22 protein-coding genes, 3 tRNA genes and 1 pseudogene are annotated in these 25,442 nt (G+C 35.4%); 7 read left to right on the forward strand and 19 right to left on the reverse strand.

Going from position 1 to position 25,442, the window contains the following annotated elements:
- Nucleotides 1-61: 61 nt before the first annotated feature.
- Genes mreD through yfmF form a run of 9 tightly spaced genes read right to left on the reverse strand, consistent with a single transcriptional unit; the run spans nucleotide 62 to nucleotide 7,824 of the window.
- Nucleotides 62-556 carry a rod shape-determining protein MreD gene (gene mreD / locus STYK_RS10105; protein ID WP_084887690.1) on the reverse strand — a complete coding sequence of 165 codons (495 nt, stop codon included), beginning with the start codon at nucleotides 554-556 and terminating at the stop codon, nucleotides 62-64.
- Complete coding sequence (gene mreC / locus STYK_RS10110; RefSeq protein ID WP_084887688.1) at nucleotides 556-1,374, reverse strand: rod shape-determining protein MreC; 819 nt, start codon at nucleotides 1,372-1,374, stop codon at nucleotides 556-558. Before mreC ends, mreD begins: the two co-directional genes overlap by 1 nt.
- Before the next feature lie 59 nt (nucleotides 1,375-1,433).
- Nucleotides 1,434-2,228, reverse strand: a complete 795-nt coding sequence (locus STYK_RS10115; RefSeq protein WP_261804997.1) for an energy-coupling factor transporter transmembrane component T family protein — start codon at nucleotides 2,226-2,228, stop codon at nucleotides 1,434-1,436.
- Nucleotides 2,221-3,060 (reverse strand): energy-coupling factor transporter ATPase, encoded by an 840-nt coding sequence (locus tag STYK_RS10120; protein ID WP_261804998.1) that lies wholly within the window; start codon nucleotides 3,058-3,060, stop codon nucleotides 2,221-2,223. The genes STYK_RS10115 and STYK_RS10120 overlap by 8 nt, the downstream gene beginning before the upstream one ends.
- Nucleotides 3,045-3,872, reverse strand: coding sequence for an energy-coupling factor ABC transporter ATP-binding protein (locus STYK_RS10125; RefSeq protein ID WP_261804999.1), 828 nt, complete (start codon nucleotides 3,870-3,872; stop codon nucleotides 3,045-3,047). The genes STYK_RS10120 and STYK_RS10125 overlap by 16 nt, the downstream gene beginning before the upstream one ends.
- Entirely contained in the window at nucleotides 3,869-4,414 is a 546-nt protein-coding gene (gene pgsA, locus STYK_RS10130; RefSeq protein ID WP_000712127.1) for a CDP-diacylglycerol--glycerol-3-phosphate 3-phosphatidyltransferase, read from the reverse strand. Before pgsA ends, STYK_RS10125 begins: the two co-directional genes overlap by 4 nt.
- 10 nt (nucleotides 4,415-4,424) lie before the next feature.
- Nucleotides 4,425-5,252: a cytoskeleton protein RodZ gene (gene rodZ, locus STYK_RS10135; RefSeq protein WP_261805000.1), complete on the reverse strand. Its 828-nt coding sequence runs from the start codon at nucleotides 5,250-5,252 to the stop codon at nucleotides 4,425-4,427.
- Between the two features lie 41 nt (nucleotides 5,253-5,293).
- Nucleotides 5,294-6,577 carry an EF-P 5-aminopentanol modification-associated protein YfmH gene (yfmH, locus tag STYK_RS10140; protein ID WP_261805001.1) on the reverse strand — a complete coding sequence of 428 codons (1,284 nt, stop codon included), beginning with the start codon at nucleotides 6,575-6,577 and terminating at the stop codon, nucleotides 5,294-5,296.
- Nucleotides 6,574-7,824, reverse strand: a complete 1,251-nt coding sequence (gene yfmF, locus STYK_RS10145; RefSeq protein WP_261805002.1) for an EF-P 5-aminopentanol modification-associated protein YfmF — start codon at nucleotides 7,822-7,824, stop codon at nucleotides 6,574-6,576. Before yfmF ends, yfmH begins: the two co-directional genes overlap by 4 nt.
- 158 nt (nucleotides 7,825-7,982) lie before the next feature.
- Here yfmF and yaaA point away from each other — a divergent pair, with 158 nt between their 5' ends.
- Both yaaA and recF read left to right on the forward strand, forming a co-directional pair.
- Nucleotides 7,983-8,351, forward strand: coding sequence for a S4 domain-containing protein YaaA (gene yaaA / locus STYK_RS10150; RefSeq protein WP_000455894.1), 369 nt, complete (start codon nucleotides 7,983-7,985; stop codon nucleotides 8,349-8,351).
- 2 nt (nucleotides 8,352-8,353) lie between these two features.
- The gene (gene recF / locus STYK_RS10155) at nucleotides 8,354-9,451 is read left to right on the forward strand and encodes a DNA replication/repair protein RecF (RefSeq protein ID WP_000266678.1); all 1,098 of its coding nucleotides are present in this window, start codon (nucleotides 8,354-8,356) and stop codon (nucleotides 9,449-9,451) included.
- A gap of 49 nt (nucleotides 9,452-9,500) precedes the next feature.
- On the opposite strand, the gene guaB is transcribed toward recF, so the two are convergent.
- Together guaB and trpS are read right to left on the reverse strand one after the other, a co-directional pair.
- Complete coding sequence (gene guaB / locus STYK_RS10160; RefSeq protein ID WP_000073418.1) at nucleotides 9,501-10,979, reverse strand: IMP dehydrogenase; 1,479 nt, start codon at nucleotides 10,977-10,979, stop codon at nucleotides 9,501-9,503.
- A gap of 151 nt (nucleotides 10,980-11,130) precedes the next feature.
- Nucleotides 11,131-12,156 (reverse strand): tryptophan--tRNA ligase, encoded by a 1,026-nt coding sequence (gene trpS, locus STYK_RS10165; RefSeq protein ID WP_000165449.1) that lies wholly within the window; start codon nucleotides 12,154-12,156, stop codon nucleotides 11,131-11,133.
- Nucleotides 12,157-12,361: 205 nt separating this feature from the next.
- Here trpS and STYK_RS10170 point away from each other — a divergent pair, with 205 nt between their 5' ends.
- Both STYK_RS10170 and STYK_RS10175 read left to right on the forward strand, forming a co-directional pair.
- The gene (locus tag STYK_RS10170) at nucleotides 12,362-13,984 is read left to right on the forward strand and encodes an ATP-binding cassette domain-containing protein (RefSeq protein WP_000958782.1); all 1,623 of its coding nucleotides are present in this window, start codon (nucleotides 12,362-12,364) and stop codon (nucleotides 13,982-13,984) included.
- Between the two features lie 61 nt (nucleotides 13,985-14,045).
- Nucleotides 14,046-16,589 carry a YfhO family protein gene (locus STYK_RS10175; protein WP_261805003.1) on the forward strand — a complete coding sequence of 848 codons (2,544 nt, stop codon included), beginning with the start codon at nucleotides 14,046-14,048 and terminating at the stop codon, nucleotides 16,587-16,589.
- Nucleotides 16,590-16,618: 29 nt separating this feature from the next.
- On the opposite strand, the gene STYK_RS10180 is transcribed toward STYK_RS10175, so the two are convergent.
- Nucleotides 16,619-19,261, reverse strand: coding sequence for a YhgE/Pip domain-containing protein (locus tag STYK_RS10180; protein ID WP_084923902.1), 2,643 nt, complete (start codon nucleotides 19,259-19,261; stop codon nucleotides 16,619-16,621).
- A 127-nt stretch (nucleotides 19,262-19,388) separates the two neighbouring features.
- Here STYK_RS10180 and STYK_RS10185 point away from each other — a divergent pair, with 127 nt between their 5' ends.
- The gene (locus STYK_RS10185) at nucleotides 19,389-19,931 is read left to right on the forward strand and encodes a TetR/AcrR family transcriptional regulator (protein WP_001158273.1); all 543 of its coding nucleotides are present in this window, start codon (nucleotides 19,389-19,391) and stop codon (nucleotides 19,929-19,931) included.
- Between the two features lie 40 nt (nucleotides 19,932-19,971).
- On the opposite strand, the gene STYK_RS10190 is transcribed toward STYK_RS10185, so the two are convergent.
- The 7 genes and pseudogenes from STYK_RS10190 to rlmH form a co-directional block, all read right to left on the reverse strand.
- A tRNA-Asn gene (locus STYK_RS10190) sits at nucleotides 19,972-20,045 on the reverse strand.
- Nucleotides 20,046-20,050: 5 nt separating this feature from the next.
- Nucleotides 20,051-20,122 (reverse strand) — tRNA-Glu (locus tag STYK_RS10195).
- A 51-nt stretch (nucleotides 20,123-20,173) separates the two neighbouring features.
- Nucleotides 20,174-20,927, reverse strand: a pseudogene (comE, locus tag STYK_RS10200) (competence system response regulator transcription factor ComE).
- The gene (gene comD / locus STYK_RS10205; protein ID WP_084923904.1) at nucleotides 20,924-22,249 is read right to left on the reverse strand and encodes a competence system sensor histidine kinase ComD; all 1,326 of its coding nucleotides are present in this window, start codon (nucleotides 22,247-22,249) and stop codon (nucleotides 20,924-20,926) included. The pseudogene comE and the gene comD overlap by 4 nt, the downstream one beginning before the upstream one ends.
- A 12-nt stretch (nucleotides 22,250-22,261) precedes the next feature.
- Entirely contained in the window at nucleotides 22,262-22,384 is a 123-nt protein-coding gene (gene comC, locus STYK_RS10210; RefSeq protein WP_060627323.1) for a competence-stimulating peptide ComC, read from the reverse strand.
- Nucleotides 22,385-22,548: 164 nt separating this feature from the next.
- Nucleotides 22,549-22,622, reverse strand: a tRNA-Arg gene (locus tag STYK_RS10215).
- Between the two features lie 43 nt (nucleotides 22,623-22,665).
- Nucleotides 22,666-23,145 (reverse strand): 23S rRNA (pseudouridine(1915)-N(3))-methyltransferase RlmH, encoded by a 480-nt coding sequence (rlmH, locus tag STYK_RS10220; RefSeq protein ID WP_060627322.1) that lies wholly within the window; start codon nucleotides 23,143-23,145, stop codon nucleotides 22,666-22,668.
- A gap of 183 nt (nucleotides 23,146-23,328) precedes the next feature.
- On the opposite strand from rlmH, the gene htrA reads away from it, so the two are divergent.
- Together htrA and STYK_RS10230 are read left to right on the forward strand one after the other, a co-directional pair.
- Entirely contained in the window at nucleotides 23,329-24,510 is a 1,182-nt protein-coding gene (gene htrA / locus STYK_RS10225; protein ID WP_060627321.1) for a serine protease HtrA, read from the forward strand.
- A 57-nt stretch (nucleotides 24,511-24,567) separates the two neighbouring features.
- A complete protein-coding gene (locus STYK_RS10230) occupies nucleotides 24,568-25,326 on the forward strand; it encodes a ParB/RepB/Spo0J family partition protein (protein ID WP_020902614.1) in 759 nt (252 codons plus the stop codon).
- The last annotated feature ends 116 nt before the right edge of the window (nucleotides 25,327-25,442 follow it).

The raw sequence follows: 25,442 nt of genomic DNA on the forward strand, positions 1-25,442 counted from the left end.
ACTAGTATACCAAAAAAAGGCCTAATGAATATTACGCCTTTGTTACATTTTTATTTCTTTCTTATAGGTAAATCTTTTCAAAAATAAACTGAAAAATAATCATCCACACAAGATTTAAAATCATGGATGGTACTAAACTATAGACTATAAATAAAGACATACCATCCACAGTTAAACCTACCACTAATGCAAGTATATAAGCTCCCATCTCAAATAGAAAAGTCATGACAATAATTGCCAACATTCTCGTCCAACGATTCAATAAAATAACACTATTAAATTTATGGAGAAATACTCCCAACAAGACGAACAACAAAGTTGCAATCCCTATCAAGTGGAAAAAGTAAATGTCATAAACCAAACCCACTACAAAACAATAAGCTAAATAGAAATACTCTGATACTTCAATCGTCTCAAATAAGAGAAACAGAAATAGAAAATGACTAGCCAACTGAACGTGGGGGAAAAATGAGCCCAGAAGCTGGCTAATATGGGCATCAATTAGAACAAAGAAAGGAAGCAATAAAAATACTCCAACTCGCTTCAACTGTCTCATTATGAATTCCCCACTAATTCTATCACATTCACATTATGAGTATCTGCACTCAATTTAACAGTTACTTCTCGTGTCAAGTAGTCCGTACTATGCGTTGTAGCAACCACTTCACCAACAGGAATATCAGCAACGTTAAAGTTTCCTAGTCCACCAGTGGTCACCTTATCTCCTGCACTAATATCGCTACTACCATTTAATTGACTAATTTTGAGAACTTCATTTTCCTTGTCATAGCCAACAATAATCCCATAAATTGTAGTAGAACCATGTTGAATTTTAACAGAAATCTTATCAGCATTTTCCGTATTTGTCAGAAGGTTGACCATAGTAGAATTCTCCTCTACTTTTGAGACACTCCCAATCAAACCACCATTTGCAATGGCTAACATGTTTTCAGAAGCCCCTTTTGATTTGCCTGCATCCAGGGTCAATTCCTGCTTCCAAGATACCGGAGAACGCATAATTACATCTGCTGATAAAGTCTTTGTGGCTTGTAACTTGGACTTCATATCAAGCAATTGACGCAGTTGTTCATTTTCCGTCTTTAAACTTTCCGCCTCATTTGATTTCACTTCTAATTGGTAAATCTGTTTCTTCAAACTCTCATTTTCATTATAAGTTCGTGTCAAATGAGCCAAATCTGATTTGACAGAATCAAACCACTGAAAAGGTTTTTGTACAACCCTATCAACCAATGAGATTCCATCGCCTAATTTTGTCACAATTGTACTTGAATAAGTCGTCGCTAAGAGAGCTGACACAAGCAGAACAGTGACAAAAACAATAATGACATATTTTGATTTTTTAAAACGGTTCATATCCCTACCTTTATATCAAAAACTGTTACAGTAACTTTTTATCAATTCTTTAAAAGATACTAAGATTTTAAGAAAAATAAGCAACAACCAAGTACGATAATAACAAGAATAGTCAGCGTATCCTTTCGAGTCCATTTCAATTGTCTGTATTGACTTCTGCCTTTTCCACCCTGATAACCACGCGCTTCCATAGCGATAGCCAAGGAATCTGCACGTTTTAAACTTGTTGCAAAAAGAGGAATCAAAATGGGAATCATAGCTTTCACCTTTTGAACAATGCTTCCTTCTCCAAAATCCACTCCACGCGCTTTCTGCGCATTCATAATCCGCGTCGTATCATCCATCAAGGTCGGGACAAAACGCAAACTCATGGACAGCATTAAGCCAATTTCATGAACCGGAACTTTCACACGCTTTAAAGGTGCTAACAAAGCTTCGACAGCTGATGCCAAACTTAAGGGCATGGTCGTTAAGGTTAACAAAGTTGAAAAGAAAATAATCAATACAAAGCGACAAAAAATAATTCCAGCTTGTTGCAAAGCATAATCCGTGATTCTCACAAACGAAAACTCAAATAAAACATTCCCATTAGAAATGAAAAACAGTTGGAAAATAGTTGTGAAGGCAATCAAGAAAAACATAGATTTCAAGCCCTGAATAAAAAATGAAAGAGATACTCCTGACAAGGCAATAAATATCCCTGTCGCTACAAAAAGAATCAGATTTGTCAAAGGGTTATTAGCCCAAAACACAATCAAAATCAGTAGCATCATAGCCAGTAATTTGCTACGTGGATCCAATCGGTGAACAATCGAATCCCCTGGGATATAACGCCCCAAAATCATACTATCCATTTAGCGACTCCTTGAACTCCTCTATCTTAATCGGTAATCGTTTAAATGACACGCCTCTATCAGCCAATCGTTTACAAAAGGCTGTAATTTTAGGTACTCCCAACTGCACTTCTTCCATAAAGACAACATCTTGAAAGACATCACTTGGTTTACCACCCTTAACTAAACGTCCCTTTTCCATCACATAGACTTGATTTGCATATTCAGCAACATCATCCATCAAATGCGTTACCAAGACAATGGTCATCCCTGACTGGTGGAGTTTTTTGAACAAATTCATCAGCTCTTTTCTTCCCAGGGGATCTAGGACTGCTGTGGGCTCATCTAAGACTAATATGGCTGGTTCCATGGCAAGTATGCCTGCAATGGCGACACGTCTCATTTGTCCACCTGATAGCTCAAACGGACTACGATTAAAAAGTGATTCATCAATTCCAACTAGAGCCAGTTTCTCACGCGCAATCTTCTCCGCATCTTCTTCAGAAACTCCAAAATTTTGCGGTCCAAAAGCAACGTCTTTCAAAACCGTTTCTTCAAAAATCTGATTTTCAGCAAACTGAAATACCAAACCAACCTGTTTTCTAATTTGACGAATGTCTTTATTTTTAGAAGTCGAAGTGATTAAGGTATCAAAAACTCGCACACTCCCTTGACTTGGCACCAATAAACCATTTAATAGTTGTAAAATAGTTGATTTACCACTACCTGTGTGGCCAATTAAAGCCGTATAAGAACCATCTTCAATCGTCAAAGAAACATCTGACAAAGCTGTTGAAGCTAAGGGAGTTCCTTCTTGATACGTAAAACTCACATTTTCTAGAGCAATTCCCATAGTTTATCCTCTAGCTCACTTTCTGTCAAATAATTTTCAGGCAAATCATAGCCATTCTGGCTTAAAGAATGTTTTAATTGATTAGCAAAAGGATCGTCTAATCCAATTTGATCCAAATCATTTCGAGAGAAAAGTTCTCTTGGACTGCTGGTTGATTCAATTTCCCCTTTTTTCATGACCAATACACGATCACTCATGGCGACTTCTTCCAAATCATGGGTAATGGAAATGACCGTCATATCATAGTCTTTTCGAATTCCTTTTACTGTATCAATCAGTTCTCTACGCCCCTCAGGATCCAACATACTCGTTGCTTCATCTAGGATTAAAATAGCTGGTCTAAGGGCTACAACACCTGCAATGGCCACACGTTGCTTTTGGCCACCCGATAGACGCGCTGGCTCTCTCTTTTTAAAGTCCAACATGCCAACCAAAGCCAGAGCTTCTTCCACTCTCTTTTTCATTTCTTGACGAGAACGGCCCTGATTTTCCAAACCAAAGGCAACATCATCTTCAACAGTCGCTCCAACAAATTGATTATCTGGATTTTGAAAAACCATACCGATTTGACGACGTATATTCCAAACATTTTCCTCAGTCAGCCGTTGGCCATCAATTACAATATCTCCGGATTCTGCTTCCAGTAAGCCATCAATTAAGCGAACCGTTGTTGATTTACCACTACCATTATGCCCTACAATCGAAAGCCATTCTCCACGTTTCACGTGAAACGTAATATCCTTCACATCATAGTATTCCTGACTTTCCTTATAGCGAAAAGAAAGATTTTTTACATCAATTATTGATTTCATTTCGAACCAAATGTCCCTTTAAATACATAGGCACTACCCTTGAAATAATCATAGCCAGAGTAGATAGTGAAAAACAAGGCTACATAAAGTAGAACTTGACCAAGCAAAGTCCAATGTAATAACAAGAAAATAATGGCAAACATCTGACTAAAAGTTTTAATTTTTCCAGGCATTGCTGCTGCTAAAACTGTTCCACCAGTTTCAACTAATAAAAGTCTTAAACCTGTCACAGCCAACTCACGACAGATAATCACTGCAACAATCCAAGCTGGAGCCATACCTAACTCAATCAGCATAATAAAAGCCGACATAACTAGTAGTTTATCCGCCATAGGATCTGCAAATTTACCAAAATTACTAACCACATTCCATTTACGAGCTAAATATCCATCTAAATAATCTGTAATACTGGCAATAGCAAAGATAATAGCTGCCACTATATGACTCTCTATCGAATTTCCTATCGTTAAAATAAAGATAAAAATAGGTATAAAAAGAATTCGACCTATTGTTAAGAGATTTGGAATTTGTTCTTTTTTCATTCGTTTTTCCTTAATTTTTAGTAAAGGTTACAGTGATTTTTCCAGTCTGAGCTGTTAATTTTGATAAGTCAACGGTCTGATTATCTACTGTTAAAGCTACACCTTTGACAACACCTAAAGTAATGGTCACAGAATTTTTAGTTGAAACTGTTGTTTCCGCACTTTTATTATCTGGTGATAAGGTTACTCCACCCTCAAGATCACTTTCTGAAACACTAACCCAACTTCTAGCATCTGAGACTGATAATTGTAATTTTGCAGTTTCCTTGCTCGTTTTATAAGCAACTTCTACTCGATTTCCTTCACCTGATACACTTATAGCAGGTTCCATATTCGAAGAGCTACTTGATGAACTACTACTTGAAGATGAATTTACAGAACTAGTTGAGATTGTTGCTTGGACTACACTATAACTAGACGCAGATGAACGCTCCGGTTGAGTCTGGAGATAATTCCAAACATAATAAGTCACAAAAATGACAATCGATAGGGCAAAGAGTATAAAGTAAAATAAAGGTAAAAATGATGCCTTATTTTTCTTACTTGAACGTCTCCTGCCTGTCAACTCCTCTTCATCAACATCTACTTCCTCATAAGTAATCATGCTCCCAGAATCATAAGCATCTAAGACAATTCGCTCATCAAGTTCAACTGCCCACGCATACTTTCTCAAAAAAGAACGAGTATAAAATGGACTAGGAAGTTGATCAAAATCATCAGCTTCCATTGCCTCCAACATATCCAACTGAATTTCTGTTTTTTTGTGTAATTCTTCTAAAGTCAACCCTTGGTTGGTTCTAGCTAAACGTAAAACCTCACCAATTGTTTTTTTCCTCATACTTGTCATTCCTTCTTTCTAGTATCGATTATGATAGGTTGCTACGATGGGAATATTGTAAAATCAACTATGTCACCATCATCTATTAAATGGTGTCCAGCATCAAGGACATCCTCTAAAGTAATTTCCTGTAAAATTTTCGGCAAATCAAAGATTGTCTCACCTTGTCCAAAAGCATCATATTGCGTTGCAATAAATTCAAGAGAGTTCATGCTACTGAAAAATTCTCCAAACATCTCTCTTTTGATAATGTCTAAATGATCCTCTGTAATATCTAAATCCTTTGTGAAATTACGAATAGCCTTTTTAAACTGATGGGATAAAGCAACTGGCTCTTTTGTATCCATTGTCAACATAACAAAATGAAAGCGACTTGTTACTTCAACTTCCAGAGATAAGGACGCATCAATTTTACCTGATTCATATAATTTTTGAAAACGATCCGAAGTCCAACCAAACATCATTGCAAACAATAATTTTAATAAAATATGATGTCGATAGCAATCCGCCTCATCAACTTCTCGATTACCTCTAATCCCAATCGCTAGTTTAGGAGAAGACACTTCCATTCTCATACTGTCTGTTTGCTTTACAGCTTGTAAAACAAACTTTTCCCTTGCTACTTCATGAACATCTAAATCTTCCAGTTCTTTTCTTTCAAAATAGTTCTGTACTTGATCCACATCAAAATTACCAACTAAAAACAGAGACATGTTTACAGGTTTGTAAAATCTTGTAAAATTTTCTTGCAAATTAGTTAGATTTATTTGGGAAATGGACTCCTCACTGCCAACTATATCAGTTGCTAAAGGTGTGCCAGGATATAAATTCGCTAAAGTTGAAAAGAATAAACACGAATCTGGATCATCTTGATACATTTCTCGTTCTTGCTGGATAATATCCTGCTCTCTTAAAATGGAAGCTTCAGTAAAGTGTGCTGATGTTACCAATTCATCAAGTAAATCTAAATTTTCTAAAAAATGATCCGTTGCCGAAAAAAGATAGTTTGTTTTTGTAAAGCTTGTAAAGGCATTGCTATCCGCACCTAGACTCATAAAAGCTGACATCAAATCACTAGAATCTTCTCTCTCAAATAATTTATGTTCAAGAAAATGAGCAATTCCCGCAGAATATTCTTTTACATCTCCGTCAACTTCAGTGACAAGCATATCTACCGAACCAAACTGAACAGTGACACTCCCGTAAACCTCTTTAAATTCCTTTTTAGGCAAAAGAGCAACTGTCAATCCGTTGGCAAAACGAGTTCGATAAACCATTTCTTTTACAGCTGGGTAGTATTTTTCTTCAAAAACAATCTTTGTCATTCTGTTCCTTCCATAAAGTAAATCGCTTGTAGTTTCACATTATTAGCTGCTCTACAAATATCATCTTTGTCAACTTGCTCGAGTTTTGCAATCCAACTTTTAAAGTCTGCTGAAGATTTTCCAAGTAAGGCATTTTGATAAGCACGTTCAATCAATGAAGATTGATTATCTTGAGAAAGTAACAGAGACCGACGAATCATTTCCTTTGTTTGCTCTAACTCAAGCTCTGTAAAATAACCTTTTTTTAAATCAAGCAGTTGATTATTCATCATTTTACGAGCATGGTTCCGATTTTCTCGATTGATACCAGCGTACATCCTCAAGAATCCACTAAACAAATCGAGCTGACTTGAAATAGTATAAGCCAATCCAGCATTTTCACGGACATTTGTAAATAGTTTAGAGTGAGCAAATCCACCAAGTAAACCATTCATTACAATCATGGGTAAATGTTGCTCATCACCGTATTCAGAAGGACAATGATAACCTAATTCCAAAATGGATTGTCCCACATTTTTCCGAACCATACCTTCCTGCAGGATATTGGAATAAGGTTGACAATACTGAACCTTCACATCTCCTTCTCGACCTTTAAAACCAAATGATTCTAATACATTTTGAATTTCAATCTCATTAAAATCACCTAAGAAAAAGAAATCTATTCGATCATTGGCCAAAAATTCTTGGAAACAAGAATAAGAACTCTGTGGAGTTTCAGCTAAAATACGATTTCGTAAATCACTATATTCCAATTGGAGACGTTCGTCATGAAAAAATATTTTGTCTAATTCTTTATGTGCAAAATAAAAAGAATCATCCATATCAGCTGCTAAACTTGCTAGCAATTGCTTTTTCTCAATTTCAAATAAGGCTGGATCAAATCCATTATCAACTACCACGGGTGAGAAAAGAGTCTCTTTTACTAGTTCCAAAACCTGAGAAGTTAGCACATTTTTCCTACTTAAAAACTCATCACGAACATAGTTAAATGTCAAGTCTACAATATGACTTTGCCCTCTTCTAAAACAATTGGTTGACATATCTGTACCGTATAGACTGGCTAAATGTCTTCTCAAATCTTGAGAAGTGGGATACATCTGATTAGCAGTCTCTAGCATACTCGCACTCAACATGCGACCTGCAATTGTATCGAGGGATAATGGAGCGGTAAAACGCACGGCGATTTTGTTCGTTTTAAACTTTTTTGATTGGATAAAATGTGTTGAAATTCCATGCACTAACTCCATGATTTACCTCCTTATATACAGACTTCTATTATATCACGAAAACCTGAAATTTTCTTGTTCTCTGTAACACTTTTGAAATAAAAATCGCTTACATTACTCCTTATTTCTCTCACTATTTTTAGGAAAATATGGTATAATACCAAAGATTGAGGTGAATTATGGAATACAAATTATTTGAAGAATTTATTACCCTCCAAGCACTACTCAAAGAACTTGGAATTACACATAGCGGAGGAGCTATCAAATCATTTCTCTCTGAACACTCTGTTTACTTTAATGGGGAATTAGAGAGTCGTCGTGGTAAAAAACTTCATATTGGTGATAAAGTTGACATCCCTGACATGAATATTGACATCTTGTTGACACAACCTACTTCTGAGGAGCAAGAGGAATATCAGGCTGATAAAGTTGAAAAAGAACGAATCGCTAAACTTGTTAAGGAGATGAATAAGGGAGTAAAAAAAGATAAATCAAAACCTACTTCATCACCCAAAAACAAACAAACTCCGCGATTCCCTGGTAGATAATCATGTGGCTACAACACCTATCTCTCAAGACTTTTCGTAACTATAAAGAGACGAAAATAGACTTTAATCCTAAATTAAATGTCTTTTTAGGACGCAATGCGCAAGGTAAAACAAATATGTTAGAGGCTATCTATTTTTTAGCCTTAACACGTAGTCATCGGACTCGGACAGATAAAAATCTTATTCATTTTGACGAGGAACAACTTCATCTTTCAGGTCTTGTTCAGAAACAAACGGGATCCATTCCTCTCGAAATCGAACTAACACAAAAAGGGCGTGTGACAAAAGTTAATCACTTAAAACAGGCACGACTTTCAGATTACGTAGGACACATGAATGTTGTCTTATTTGCTCCGGAAGATTTACAACTAATTAAAGGAGCACCTTCAGTTCGACGAAAATTCATTGATATGGAGCTTGGACAAATTAAGCCCATCTATCTATCAGATTTAACCAATTATAACCATATCCTTAAGCAAAGAAATACCTATCTAAAATCAGCTCAAAAAATAGATGAAACCTTCCTTTCAGTTTTAGATGATCAGCTAATTGATTATGGATGTCGTGTAATGAATCACCGCTTAGATTTCATAAAAAAACTAGAATCATTTGGTCGTAAGAAACATTTTGAACTCTCTAATCAGATTGAAGAGTTGTCAATATCCTATCAATCTTCTGTCAATATAACTGACAAAGAAGACTTATCAGAATCTTTCAAAATTGCTTTAGAAAAAAGTAGGTCCAGAGATTTATTTAAAAAGAACACTGGTGTTGGTCCTCATCGGGATGACATTTCTTTTTATATAAATGGGATGGATGCTAGTTTCGGAAGTCAAGGCCAACATCGTAGTCTCGTCCTTTCTATAAAATTAGCAGAAATCGAGTTAATGGAAAGTATTACTACAGAATCTCCGATATTATTGCTTGACGATGTCATGAGTGAACTTGACAACACTAGACAACTAAAATTATTAGAAACGATTTCTCACTCAATCCAAACCTTTATTACAACAACAAGCTTAGATCATCTTCAAAATCTGCCAGAAAATCTAAGTATCTTTACTATTCAGGATGGTAAAGTTTCTGTAAATCAAAATTGACAACATCGTAAAAGAACTCCTGTTTTCACGGGAGTTCTTTCTATTGTTTTTACATAGAATAATTTGGTGCCTCATTAGTAATTTGTACATCATGAGGATGGCTTTCTTTCAAACCAGCACCAGACATTTCAATAAATTGAGCATTATCGTGTAGCTCTTTAAGGTTCGCTGCACCACAGTAACCCATACCAGAGCGAATACCACCAATCATTTGAAAGACAATATCAGCTGCCGCTCCTTTATAAGCAACACGACCTTCAATTCCTTCTGGAACAAGTTTGTTTGCTTCATTGACAGAACCTTGGAAGTAACGATCACTTGAACCTTTTTTCATAGCAGCGATTGATCCCATACCACGGTAAGTCTTGAACTTACGTCCTTGGAAGATTTCAGTTTCACCTGGAGCTTCATCAGTTCCAGCAAACATTGATCCAAGCATAACGGCATTTCCACCTGCAGCAAGGGCTTTTACAATATCTCCAGAATACTTGATTCCACCGTCGGCAATGATCGTTTTACCATATTCACGCGCAACAGCTGCAGCATCGTAGATAGCTGTTACTTGCGGAACACCAACACCAGCAATCACACGAGTAGTACAGATAGAACCTGGGCCAATCCCAACCTTGACAACGTCTACACCTGCTTCATAAAGGGCACGTGCACCCTCAGCTGTTGCAATATTTCCAGCAATCAAAGTACGATCTGGGAAGTGAGCACGAATCTCAGCAATTTTACGCAAGACACCTGCAGAATGACCATGTGCAGTATCAATAACAATCGCATCCGCTCCTGCCTCAAAAAGAGCCTCTGCACGTTCAAATGTATCTGAAGTAACACCTACTGCACCTGCAACTAGTAGACGACCAAACTCATCTTTAGCAGCATTTGGAAACTCAATAACTTTTTCAATATCTTTGATAGTAATCAAACCAGAAAGACGGCCTTCTTCATCTACCAACGGAAGTTTTTCAATACGGTGTTCTTGAAGAATGCTTTCAGCCGTTGCAAGATCTGTACCTACAGGAGCAGTAACAAGATTTTCACTGGTCATATGATTTGAGATTGGTTGGTTATAGTCTGAAATAAAACGAAGATCTCGGTTTGTCAAAATACCAACCAATTTACGATTTTCAAGTGTTTCAACAACTGGAACACCACTGATGCGATAACGACCCATAAGCTCATCTGCTTCAGCAATTGTATGTTCAGGCGTCAAGAAGAACGGATCAATAATAACTCCATTTTCAGAACGTTTTACCTTACGAACCTCGTCTGCTTGTTGAGCAATTGACATGTTTTTATGGATAACTCCGAGACCACCTGCACGAGCAATAGCAATGGCCATTTGACTCTCTGTAACTGTGTCCATGGCAGCGGTAATAATTGGGATATTTAAAGTCAAATTATCTGCCAATTTAGTTGTTAAATCAGCATCGTTAGGCAACACATGACTTTCAGCTGGAATAAGCAATACATCATCAAAGGTAAAACCTTTTTTCAAAAATTTAGTGTCCCAATTAGACATTCGAAGTTTCCTCTTTTCTTTCTTTTTGAGCTTGACTCTTTTTATATTGTATCTATCATACCATTCTATAAAAATTTGTCAAATATTACAGGGGTAAATAAAAAACTATCTTTTCTTTGAGATAGAAATGATAGTTTCTTGTAAAATAAACTTAGTTAAAGTAATTGAGTCCCATTGCACCTTTAACCTCAGATAGGGTTTGACCTGCTACTTCACGCGCTCTTTCACTACCTTTTTGAAGCATATTATAAACTTCTCCCATATCCTTAGCAAATTCGATACGGCGCTCACGAATAGGACCAAGTTCACGCTCTAATATTTCAAGTAGATAACGCTTGGTCTTCACATCACCAAGACCACCTCGTTGATAATGTTCTTTCATGTCAGCAATTTCTTGAGCATCTTCTGGACGACCAAAAACATCTAGATAATGGAAAACCATATTTCCTTCAATTTTACCTGGATCCTCAACGCGGATATGATCTGGATCTGTATACATACTCATCACTTTTTTACGCAAAGTATCCGCATCATCAGCTAAATAAATACCATTATTGAGTGATTTAGACATTTTAGCATTTCCATCTAAACCAGGCAAACGCCCTGCTCTCTCATTTTCTGGATAAATACCTTCCGGTTCTACCAAGACATCACAGTTATATGCATTGTTAAAAGAACGAACAATTTCACGAGTCTGCTCAATCATTGGTTTCTGATCTGTCCCAACAGGAACATAGTTGGCCTTAAAGGCTGTGATGTCAGCTGCTTGTGCAATTGGATAAACCAAAAATCCTGTCGGAATGCTTTCTCCAAATTCCTTCTGAGCAATTTCTGTCTTGACAGTTGGATTGCGCTCCAAACGTGCTAATGACACTAAATTCATATAATACATAGACAACTCAGCTAATTCTGGAATTTGGCTTTGAATAAAGATAGTTGATTTACTTGGATCCAATCCAACTGCAAGGTAATCCAAAGCTACATTTCCGATAGACTCTACAATGGTTTGAGGGTCTTTAGCATGATCTGTCAAAGCTTGTTGGTCAGCCAAGAACACAAACATATCATACTTATCCTCTTCCTGTAATAATACTCGATTTTTGAGACTTCCAACATAATGTCCAATATGCAATTTTCCTGTTGGACGGTCTCCTGTTAAAATAATGGGTTTAGTCATTTTGTTCTCCTTCGATATAGTCCCTTCAATTATAGCATTTTTTTAATGAAATAACCGTAATTTATCAAAATAAATCAGCCTTGCTATTTACGGATTTGTGTAAAGTATGCTGTAAATTTAATTTACACAAAATTGATAGATAAAAATTTGAATATTTCCGTATTTTCTAGTAGAATAAATATATTACATATATAGGAGAAAAACATTGCTTACAGTATCTGATGTTTCACTACGTTTTAGTGATCGCAAACTTTTTGATGATGTCAATATCAAATTTACAGAAGGAAATACTTACGGATTGATCGGTGCTAATGGTGCCGGAAAATCAACCTTTTTAAAAATTTTAGCTGGAGATATCGAACCTACTACTGGTCACATCTCTCTTGGTCCAGATGAACGTCTCTCTGTTCTTCGTCAAAATCACTTTGACTATGAAGACGAACGTGCCATTGATGTCGTTATCATGGGAAATGAAAAACTTTATAGCATCATGAAGGAGAAAGATGCCATCTACATGAAGGAAAATTTCTCAGATGAGGATGGAGTGCGTGCTGCCGAACTCGAAGGAGAGTTTGCCGAGCTTGGAGGTTGGGAAGCAGAAAGTGAAGCCTCTCAACTCCTTCAAAACCTAAACATTCCAGAAGAATTGCACTATCAAAACATGAGCGAATTGGCCAACGGTGAAAAAGTAAAAGTTCTCCTTGCCAAAGCACTTTTTGGTAAACCAGATGTGCTTCTATTGGACGAGCCTACCAACGGTTTGGACATCCAATCGATTACTTGGTTAGAAGACTTCTTGATTGACTTTGATAACACAGTTATCGTAGTATCCCACGACCGTCACTTCTTAAACAAAGTATGTACTCACATGGCCGACCTTGACTTTGGAAAAATCAAACTCTATGTCGGAAACTATGACTTCTGGAAGGAATCTTCTGAACTCGCTGCTAAATTGCTAGCAGACCGTAATGCCAAAGCAGAAGAAAAAATTAAACAATTGCAAGAGTTCGTTGCTCGTTTCTCTGCCAATGCTTCTAAATCAAGACAAGCAACATCACGTAAGAAAATGCTTGATAAGATTGAACTAGAAGAAATTGTTCCATCTAGTCGTAAATATCCATTTATCAACTTTAAAGCGGAACGTGAGATTGGTAATGATCTCTTGACAGTAGAAAATCTAACTGTAAAGATTGATGGTGAGACTATTTTAGATAATATCAGCTTTATCTTGCGTCCAGGTGATAAGACAGCTCTTATTGGTCAAAATGACATCCAAACGACTGCATTAATTCGTGCAATAATGGGGGACATTGACTATGAAGGAACTGTCAAGTGGGGAGTAACTACTAGCCGTTCTTACTTGCCAAAAGATAACTCGGCAGATTTTGCAGGAGGAGAGTCAATCCTTGACTGGTTGCGTCAATTCGCAAGTAAAGAAGAAGATGACAATACTTTCCTACGTGGTTTCCTCGGCCGTATGCTCTTCTCTGGAGATGAAGTTAACAAACCTGTAAATGTCTTGTCAGGGGGAGAAAAAGTTCGTGTCATGCTTTCAAAACTAATGCTCTTAAAATCAAATGTCCTTGTACTTGATGATCCAACAAATCACTTGGACTTGGAATCTATCTCAAGCTTGAACGATGGATTGAAAAACTTCAAAGAATCAATCATCTTTGCCAGTCATGACCACGAGTTCATTCAAACTCTAGCTAACCATATCATTGTCTTATCTAAAAATGGCGTCATCGATCGTATTGATGAAACCTACGATGAATTCCTAGAAAATGCAGAAGTACAAGCAAAAGTAAAAGAACTTTGGAAAGACTAAATAAAACTTCAAAACTCAGTTGGGGTAACCAGCTGAGTTTTCTAACATTTTATGAGGTAACATGAAATTATTTTTTAAAACATATTGGACCTATTTTGTTTCTTTCATCATTCCCATAATCATTATGATAGGAGTATATCTATCTCAAGGTATCTACTGGAATAGCGACAACTCTCCTCTATTAGGAGATGGCTTTCATCAATACGTTATTTTTGATATAGCTCTAAGAAATATCCTACATGGAAATGGTAGTCTGTTTTACACCTTTACAAGTGGTTTCGGATTAAATTTCTATGCCCTATCTAGTTATTACTTGGGAAGTTTCCTTTCACCTCTAGTTTACTTTTTTGATCTAACTAATATGCCAGATGCTGTCTATCTGACAACTCTCTTAAAATTTGGATTGATTAGTTTGTCAACCTTCTTTAGTTTAAATAAATTATTTAAAAATGTCCCTCAAACTTTAAAACTAGCCTTATCCACTTCTTATGCTCTGATGAGCTTTACCATTAGTCAGTTAGAGATAAAAACCTGGCTAGATGTTTTTATCTTGATTCCTTTAATTATAACTGGTTTACATCTACTGATAACTGAAAAGAAATTCTCATTATACTTTACAAGTCTGTCAATCTTATTTATCCAAAACTATTATTTTGGCTATATGACAGCATTGTTTCTTATTTTCTGGTATCTCTGTCAAATTTCTTGGGACTTTAAAACTCGAAAATCATCTTTTCTTGATTTCATAATCACCTCCGTTTTAGCTGGTATGGCTAGTTTGATTCTGACTCTTCCTACTCTATTTGATTTACAGACACATGGGGAAAAATTAACTGGAATTACAAAGTTTCAAACTGAAAGTAGCTGGTATCTTGATCTCTTTGCTAAACAATTCATTGGTTCCTTTGACACAACAAAGTATGGGGCCATCCCAATGATTTTTGTTGGACTACTTCCCTTTATTTTGACCATTTTATTTTTTACGCTGAAATCTATTAAGTTTCACGTGAAACTTATCTATGCAATCTTCTTTGCATTTCTAATTGCAAGCTTTTATATAGAAGCTCTTGATTTATTTTGGCAAGGTATGCATACTCCAAATATGTTTTTACATCGCTATTCTTGGATTTTCTCTACCTTGTTAATTTACACAGCAGCGGAAGTCTTAAAGCGTCTGAAAGAACTTAAAGTCTGGAATTTTTTAGTTTCACTTTTTCTTCTAGTAACAGGGGTTTTAACTACCATCTATCTAAAATCGCATTATTCTTTTTTAACAGATTTGAATATTCTACTTACTCTTGAATTTTTGGTTGTCTATTCGCTTTTACTCCTTGCAGTTATCAAAAAGTTTATCTCTGTAAAACTGTTTGCCATTCTAATCTCTTTATTTATAATGGTTGAAATAAGTTTAAATGCTTCATCTCAAATGGACGGAATTGCTAAAGAATGGGGCTTTGCTTCTCGAAGTGCATATAATCGAGATATCCCAGCTATGGAATCTTTCTCAATATATATTGGAAATCAATTTACTCGTACTGAAAAACTACAAACTCAGACAGGAAATGACAGTATGAAATTCAACTACAATGGAATCTCTCAATTTTCATCTGTTCGAAATCGTTCAGCAAGCTCTACTTTGGATAAACTTGGGTTTAAATCCTCTGGGACCAATCTCAATCTCCGTTATGCCAATAATAGTATTTTGGCTGATAGTTTATTTGGCATCCAGTACAATATCTCAGACAGTCCTATTGATAAGTATGGTTTTAAAGATATCTATCAAAAAGATAATCTTACCCTATATGAAAATCAATTCTCTCTTCCGATTGCCTTTGCTAGTCAATCTGTTTACAATGATGTCAAGTTCAATGAACATACCTTGGATAATCAGGCCTCGTTTTTAAATCAACTTGCTAACGTCAATTTTGATTATTTTTCTCCAATACCTTATGAAAAAACTGAAAATACTGATGATTTGATTAGTGTTACAAGTTCTTCAAATGAGGATGCAGAAATCCAGTATCAAATTGAGGTTCCCGAAAACAGTCAAGTTTATCTTTCTTTCATAAACCTTCACTTTTCTAATGACAAACAAAAAAAAGTTGACATCCTTGTAAATGGAGAAAAGAAAACTTTTACAACTGATAATGTCTTCTCCTTCTTTAATCTAGGCTATACAAAAGAGAAAAAGACTTTCAATATCAATGTTAGTTTCCCTGAAAATTTACAAGTATCATTTGAATCTCCTACCTTCTATCGTTTAGATACCCAAACTTTAACTGAGGCAATTCAAAAAATCAAAGAACAGCCTGTAACAGTATCAACTTCTAAAAACAAGGTTTTTGCTACATATGATGTCCAACAAGATACATCTATTTTCTTCACCATTCCTTATGACAAAGGTTGGTCTGCCTACCAAGATGGTAAGAAAATAGAAATTAAACAAGCTCAAACTGGTTTTATGAAAGTTGATATTCCTAAAGGGAAAGGAACTATTACACTTTCCTTTATTCCCAATGGTTTTATTACTGGAGCAATTTGTTCCTTTACTTCTCTCTTACTATTTGGAACCTATAATCACAGACGAAAGTCATCTAAGGCATAAAAAATCGACCAATTAATCGGTCGATTTTTTTAATCTTCTTCCATTTTCTTAGGTTGATAGGCTAGCATACCTAAACCAATAAATAGAGCTAGTATCACGGCAAGGAAAATGACTTGATGATGAATATTTCCTGTCATAGAGATTGTTTGTCGTAATCCCGAAACTGAATAACTCATTGGTAACCAGGGATTAATAGCTCTAAAGAAATCATTTGTCAAAGCAAGTGGGTAAGTACCTGCACTTGATGCCAACTGTAATAAAAGCAAAATAAGAGAGAAGAAAGCTCCTATACGGCTATTCCATGTTGTTAAAGCGGTCACCATGGACATGAATACTAAACTTGTTAGGATAATGAGAATAAATGTTCTCATCTCATGATTTGCAGTTAGACCAATAATATGAACTCCTCCATATACCAAAATTCCTGCCAAAACAGCTATAATACCATTTATTTCTGCTCGAGATTTCAACCAAGCCCAACGACTCTCTGGATGACGTCCTGAAGGCAACTTCGCAAATATCATATTCGTTGATATTGCTGCAACAAAGAGAGCAACTGATATCATATAAGGAGCCATTGCAATTCCATTTACAGGAACTTGGTCATTGTCAGTTTTGGAGAGACTGAGAGGATTTGACAAAATCTCTGCATTTTGAGATTCCGTAGATGCTGATTTGAGTTGATCACTAGCATTACTTAGTCCTTGTCCTAAAGAAGCAACTCCTGTCTGTAAACCTTCCAATCCAGAAGTTAACTTTGTTCCACCTTCTGCAAGTTTCCCAGATCCATCTGCCAATTTATTAGCTCCACTTTCTAATTGAGAAGCACCTGAAATTAACTGACTGGATTTGTCAGATAGTTGGCTAGATCCTGACTGCAATTTATCAACTCCTGCTATCAATTCTTGACTCTTTTGATTCAATTGGTTGGAGCCAGTTGATAATTTTTCAATACCAGACACTAATTCTGGAGTTTTTTCAACTAATTGACCAACTCCTGCTGTCAAGTTAGAAGATTTTTGTGTCAAGGTAGTTGAGCCTGAAACTAATTGGTTCAAACTACCTGTCAAGGTGGAATTCTTTTCACTTAGTTGACTTGCACCTTGAGAAACTTTATCAACACCCGCAGTATATGCATTTACCCCCGATGTAATCGACTGACTAGCAGGAACTAATTTACTAGTCACTGCTCCCTGTATTTCTGTTAATCCACTTGACAATCCTGTCAAAGAAGTAGAAGCAATAGGTAATACTTGATTAGCTTGATTTTTTAATGTCGAAAGATTAGAAGACTGATTTTGTAAGTTTTCCAAACTTCCCTGTAAACCTTGAGCTAAAGCTACAATTGACTGTGCTGATTGAATACTATCAGTCGAATTTTGAGATACAGAAGCACTTATTTCAGCTTGTTGCTCACTTGTCAAAGATTGATAAGCTGCTGTCGATTGAATATTGGCTAATGTAGTCGCTTTATCAGACTGAGCACTTGCTAACATTTGATTAGAAAGAGATACTATACTTGATAAAATAGAATCTAATTGTTTTGTATCTCCAACATCAATATTTTGAATAGCTTGATTTAACTGATTTAGACCAGAAGATAATTGATTAATTTGATCTTTTTGCTCAGACGAAGCATCTAACTTGCTAGAAAGTTGTTGAATTCCTTCACTTAATTGCTCCACCCCCATTCGAAGTGTAGCTGATTGATTAGATAACTGATTAGCACCTGTTGCAAGACTTCCCACTCCATTGGTGTAGGCACTAACACCAGATGAAAATTGATTAAGACCAGCATTGAGCCGAGAAACACCGCCAGTATAGGACTCTACACCAGTATATAGTTGATTGATTCCTCCTACTAATTCAGGACTTTTAGAAGATAATTGACCTAATCCGCTATCTAATTGACTCACTGCACCAGTATATGTAACTAAACCACTATTAAAATTTCCTAATCCAAGATGAAGTTGTTCAACACCAGAGACATAAGAGGATAATCCTTTAGTAAACTGCTCCGTTCCATTTGAAAATGTTAAACTTGAATCTGCTAAAGAGTGTAGGTTAGTAGTTAATGTTTGACTTCCTGCCACTAACTGATTCGCTCCATCAGTTAGTTTTTCACTACCAGACGCTGCTTGACTCATACCATCCTTTAAATCGACCATCTTGTTAAAGAAAGCTTTAGTATAAGTCTCGGTTACATTGGTAGAAACACTCTGCTTTAATTGTGTCATAGCAGAATCGCTCATCTTGCTGGCAATAAAACTATGGCCACTTGAAGTCTGATAATCGATTTGCATTTGCTCAGGGTGATCCGTTAAAATAGAAGCTGCTTTTTCAGACAAGTCACTTGGCAAAGTGACTACCATATAATAATCACCGTTTTCTAGACCCTTCTTACCTTCTTCTTCATCTACAAAATGAAAATCCAATGATTTATTTTGCTCTAAATTAGACACCATGTCTTTTCCTATAGACATGCTATTACCATTATAAGAGGCCTCTTTATCATTATTGACAACTGCCACAGGTAAGTCAGACACTTGACCATATGGATCCCACATTGAGGATAGAAATATGATATTGTACAGAGCGGGAATAAGAGAAATCCCTATCATGACAATAATAAAAGTTGGTTTTTTAAAAATTGCTTTCCATTCTTTAAACATAGTTTCTCCTTTTTTAAACATATTGTCTAAAATTTTGATATAATAGATTATACAATAAAAAATCTAAATTACAAGATAAAAAATCCATTTTTAGACATATAGTCTAATTTGTTTATAAGGAGAAAATATGCAAGAAAGTAACAAACGCTTAAAAACAAAGCGAACTATTGAAAATGCTATGGTACAATTACTGATGGAACAACCATTTGATCAAATTTCTACTGTCAAGTTAGCAGAAAAAGCCGGAATTAGTCGTTCCAGCTTCTATACGCACTATAAGGATAAGTATGATATGATTGAGCACTATCAAAGCAAGCTATTCCATACATTTGAATATATTTTTCAAAAACATGCTCATCACAAAAAAGATGCTATTTTAGAAGTATTTGAATATCTAGAGTCAGAACCACTTCTGGCTGCCCTTCTTTCTGAAAATGGGACTAAAGAAATCCAAAATTTCTTAAGAAATAAACTTCATATCATGCTCAGCACAGATTTACAAAAACGCTTTATGCAACTGAATCTCAATACCACTGAATTAGAATATAGTAGCATCTATCTAACTCACGCACTTTTTGGTGTCTGCCAAACTTGGATTGCACATGGAAAAAAAGAAAGTCCTCAAGAAATAACAGACTTCCTTATGAAAATGCTTGGTGATACAAATTGATACAAAAAGAGGAACACAGTTGTGTTCCCTTTTACCTATACTCCGCCAGTAGGACTCGAACCTACGACATCATGATTAACAGTCATGCGCTACTACCAACTGAGCTATGGCGGATAAAATAGTCCGTACGGGATTCGAACCCGTGTTACCGCCGTGAAAAGGCGGTGTCTTAACCCCTTGACCAACGGACCTTCTATCTGTAGCAGATATAACCATTATATCAATTTCTTGCTAATTGTCAATTACTTTTGAGATTTTTTCTCTAGAATATCTTTCAATTTTCTAATTTTTAATCTTGAAATAGGACAACGATGATCTTCATAGAAAACAATTTCTAGGTTTTTTCGATCAATTTCTCTAATATTGCCTATATTTACCAAAAAATGACTTATGAGGAGAATAAAATCGTTGGGTATGTTTGTCCTTTTCCTGAATATCTGTCATTGTTCCATAGAACTCTTTGGCAAAATTCTTACCAATAATGCGCAATTTATGAGAAACTCCTGTCGTTTCAATATACAGAATGTCATGGTAAGGAATTTTTAAATCATTTCCCTTGTAATTGTAGTCAAAATAATCTACCACATCTTCATTTTCAAGTAACATACTCTTCGTGTAGAAGATATTTTGCTCAATTCTCTTCTTAAACAACTCATCATTGATATCCTTATCAACAAAATCTAAGGCTGATACCTGGTATTTATAAGTTAGAGTCGCAAACTCTGATCGACTGGTGATAAAGACGATAATAGCATAAGGATTGTGGTGACGAATAAACTGGGCAACTTCAAACCCTTTTTTCTCAACTCCATGAATATCAATATCTAGAAAATAAAGCTGGTTTACTTCGTCGTTTTCAATATATTCCTTGAACTCACGAACTTTTCCTGTTGTCTTGTATGATATTGGAATATTCGATTCTTTCGAAATTTCATCCAATATTCTTTCTAGTCTCACTTGATGTTCAATAACATCTTCTAAAATTAAAACTTTCATTCAAATTCCCTCTTAAATCTAATAATTTGTCTAAATGTACTGCCTTCCATCTCTGTTTCTAAAATAATATTGTTGTACTTATCTAGTAGTTCTTTCACATTATTTAATCCTACCCCGCGATTTCTTCCTTTAGTGGAGAATCCTAATGCAAATAGATCTCCTGAAGGAATCATCGTCATTTTACATGAATTCTGAATCACAATCACTGTTTCAGTTTCCATCTTAATAACTGCTACTTCCATCTGCTTTTTATAACTATCAGCCGATCCTTCGACAGCATTGTTCAATAAAACGCTCATGATACGAACCAAATCCAATAATTCAATTGGGAGCTTGGTAATCGTATCTTTTACTTCCAGTGTAAACTCTACACCATTATTTCGAGCATAGACAATGGACTGAGCAACCAAACTTCGTAAAGCTGAATCTTCTATATTGTTTAAATCAAAGTAAGTGTACTTATCTGAACGCAATTTGTGATTTGCTTTGACCAAAACTTCATTGTAAACTCTGTCAATTTCCTGTAAATCACCACTGTCAATTGCCATTTGCATACTGACAAGCATCCCAGCATAATCATGTCGAAAACCACGGATTTCATTATACAGACCGACAATTTCATCTGTATAATTCTGTAAATGTTTCTGTTCAAATTTCTTCTGCTTCAAAGCAATCTCTTTCTCCATTTGAACTTTATGAGAATTCATTGCAAAGAAGGTCAAAAGTAAAGAGATAAAGACAATAGATGATAAAATACTTCCAAAGCTATTCAAATGTTTAATCGTACTTACCATATTTGAAACGAAAGATACAATATGGAGCAGTAGTAAAGCAAAAAATACTTTTTTCAAGAAAGGATAAAGGTAGTCCTTGTCAAAATAGGCTAGTTCCAAATGGAAATAATGAATGATTGTTACGATAACGACATAAGTCAATACCGTTACAACGAAAAAGAATAGGCCATAATATTGTAAAACAAAATTGTCTCCTGTTATAGAGGAGAACGTTACGGACAGAAAGTTATGAGTGCTCTCATATAAAAGAGATAGTAGTAAACTTAGGAATAGTCCTCTATCCCTCTCATACTGTTTAATCCATCGAAAATAGGAATATAAGCCCAAAGGAAATAAAAATCTTGCAATCCCTAACCCATCTAAATTTAGAAGATAGAAGGGAAGGCCAAGTACTACTTCTACTAGTAATGTATAAGCACCAAAAAAGAATAATTCTTTTCTATTTATTTGACCTTTACAAATTAAATGGTAACTGTGACTAATAATAAAAAAATATAATATAAAATCTACTACTAAGAAAAAATTCATTCTGCTACTCCTTTATATTCTTCTTAAGAAATTAAAGAAATTATTATTTGATTTCCTCATCTCCCCACCTTGAATCTTTTGCAAGTCTTTTTCCTTCAAGGCTACAAACTGTTCCAATTTAACTGTGTTTTTCATAATAAAATCTCCTCAATGTTTTTTTCTTGTAAGCTAACTTACAAAAACTATTATACAAAATGGAATTTCGTTTTAGATAAAATTCTCTCAACTGTCATTTTTTTCTCCCAAAGTGTACTTTTTTAAGAAAAAAGCCGGGAAAATTCCCAGCTTTGCTATTATATTGATCCCAGCAGGATTCGAACCTGCGACCGTTCGCTTAGAAGGCGAATGCTCTATCCAGCTGAGCTATGAGACCTAATACAATTATTCTACCAAAAATTCAATTGAAAGTCAATTTTCTATTTATGATAGGGCGAGCCCTGCTGTATTGTAAAAGCCCGATAGATTTGTTCAACAAGGACTAGTCTCATTAACTGATGGGGCAAGGTTAAACGGCCAAAACTAACAGAGAGATTGGCTCTCTTTTTTACATCCTGTGCTAATCCCAGACTCCCCCCAATAATAAATGTAAGAGTAGAAAATCCTTTTATAGAAGCTTCTTCTAGCTGCTTACTAAATTCTTCTGAGGAGAAAGTTCTCCCTTCGATAGCCAACACAATCACGAAATCACGGTCACCAACTTTTGATAAAATTCTCTGACCTTCTATTTCTAAAATCTTTTGATTTTCTGATTCACTGGCCTTATCTGGTGTTTTTTCATCTGCTAGCTCTATCATTTCAAGCTTAGCAAATCGAGAAATTCGTTTTGAATACTCTGCAATACCATCTTTTAAATACTTTTCTTTCAGTTTCCCAACTGTTACAACTTTAATTTTCATGACTCTATTCTAACATATTCTCTATTTTTTCACATCTTATTCACAAAATAAAAGGTTAATTTTAGCCGAGAAAACCACAGATTTTTGAAAGTTATCCACAATCTGTGAAAAACTTTTTGTGTTTAAGTTATAATTAAGTTAGTCAGTTTATACTTTCAGTAATTCAAAAATATGGAGGCAAATATGAAACATTTAAAAACATTTTACAAAAAAGGGTTTCAATTATTAGTCGTTATCGTCATTAGCTTTATTAGTGGAGCCTTGGGTAGCTTTTCAATAAACCAACTAACTCAAAAAAGTACTGTAAGTACCTCTAACAACAATAGTACTATTACACAGACTGCCTATAAGAATGAAAATTCAACAACACAGGCTGTTAACAAAGTAAAAGATGCTGTTGTTTCAGTTATTACTTATTCAGCAAACAGACAAAATAGCGTATTTGGTAATGATGATACTGACACAGATTCTCAGCAGATCTCTAGTGAAGGATCTGGGGTTATTTATAAAAAGAATGATAAAGAAGCTTATATTGTCACCAATAATCACGTTATAAATGGCGCCAGCAAAGTAGATATTCGTTTGTCAGATGGAACTAAAGTACCTGGAGAAATCGTCGGAGCTGATACTTTCTCTGATATTGCTGTCGTCAAAATCTCTTCAGAAAAAGTGACAACAGTAGCTGAATTTGGTGATTCTAGTAAGCTAACCGTAGGAGAAACTGCTATTGCCATTGGTAGCCCGTTAGGTTCTGAATATGCTAATACTGTCACTCAAGGTATCGTATCTAGTCTTAATCGAAATGTGTCCTTAAAATCTGAAGATGGACAAGCCATTTCTACAAAAGCCATCCAAACTGATACTGCTATTAACCCAGGTAACTCTGGTGGTCCACTAATCAATATTCAAGGACAGGTTATCGGAATTACCTCAAGTAAAATTGCCACAAATGGAGGAACATCTGTAGAAGGTCTTGGTTTTGCAATCCCTGCAAATGATGCTATCAATATTATTGAACAGTTAGAAAAGAACGGAAAAGTAACGCGTCCAGCTTTGGGAATTCAAATGGTCAATCTCTCAAATATTAATACAAGTGATATTAGAAGACTGAATATTCCAAGCAATGTAACATCTGGTGTAGTTGTTCGTTCTGTGCAGAGCAATATGCCTGCCAATGGTCACCTTGAAAAATACGATGTTATTACAAAAATAGATGATAAGGAGATTGCTTCATCAACAGATTTACAAAGTGCTCTTTACAATCATTCTATCGGAGACACCATTAAGATAACTTACTATCGTAACGGTAAAGAAGAAACTACATCTATTAAACTTGACAAGAGTTCAGGTGATTTAGAATCTTAATTGACATCTATGTAAAGAAAGCTTTACATAAGTGAAAAGATGTGTTAGTGTAGAATCATGGAAAAATTTGAAATGATTTCTATCACAGATATACAAAAAAATCCCTATCAACCTCGAAAAGAATTTGATGGAGAAAAACTACATGAACTAGCACAGTCTATCAAAGAAAATGGGGTCATTCAACCGATTATTGTTCGTCAATCTCCTGTTATTGGTTATGAAATCCTTGCAGGAGAGAGACGCTATCGGGCTTCACTTTTAGCTGGTCTAAGGTATATCCCAGCTGTTGTTAAGCAGCTTTCAGATCAAGAGATGATGATCCAATCTATCATTGAAAATTTACAGAGAGAAAATTTAAATCCAATAGAAGAAGCACGCGCCTATGAATCTCTTGTAGAGAAAGGATTTACCCATGCTGAAATTGCAGATAAAATGGGCAAGTCTCGTCCTTATATCAGCAACTCTATTCGCTTGCTGTCCTTGCCAGAACAGATCCTTTCAGAAGTAGAAAATGGCCAACTATCACAAGCCCATGCGCGTTCGCTAGTTGGGTTGAATAAGGAACAACAAGACTATTTCTTTCAACGAATTATAGAAGAAGACATTTCTGTAAGGAAGTTAGAAGCTCTTCTGACAGAGAAAAAACAAAAGAAACTGCAAAAAAATGATTATTTCATACAAAATGAAGAAGAACAGTTAAAAAAAATACTCGGATTAGATGTAGAAATCAAACTGTCTAAAAAAGATAGTGGAAAAATCATTATTGCTTTCTCAAACCAAGAAGAATACAGTAGAATTATCAACAGCCTGAAATAAGGCTGTTCTTTTATTTTTTTATCTCACAAGGTTATCCACTATTTTTTTCAAAAAAAAGCTTCATAAATCAATAGTTTCTGATTTTATCCCCAACCTGTGGATAAAATTTTATAACA

Source organism: Streptococcus toyakuensis (assembly GCF_024346585.1).
Taxonomy (GTDB): domain Bacteria; phylum Bacillota; class Bacilli; order Lactobacillales; family Streptococcaceae; genus Streptococcus; species Streptococcus toyakuensis.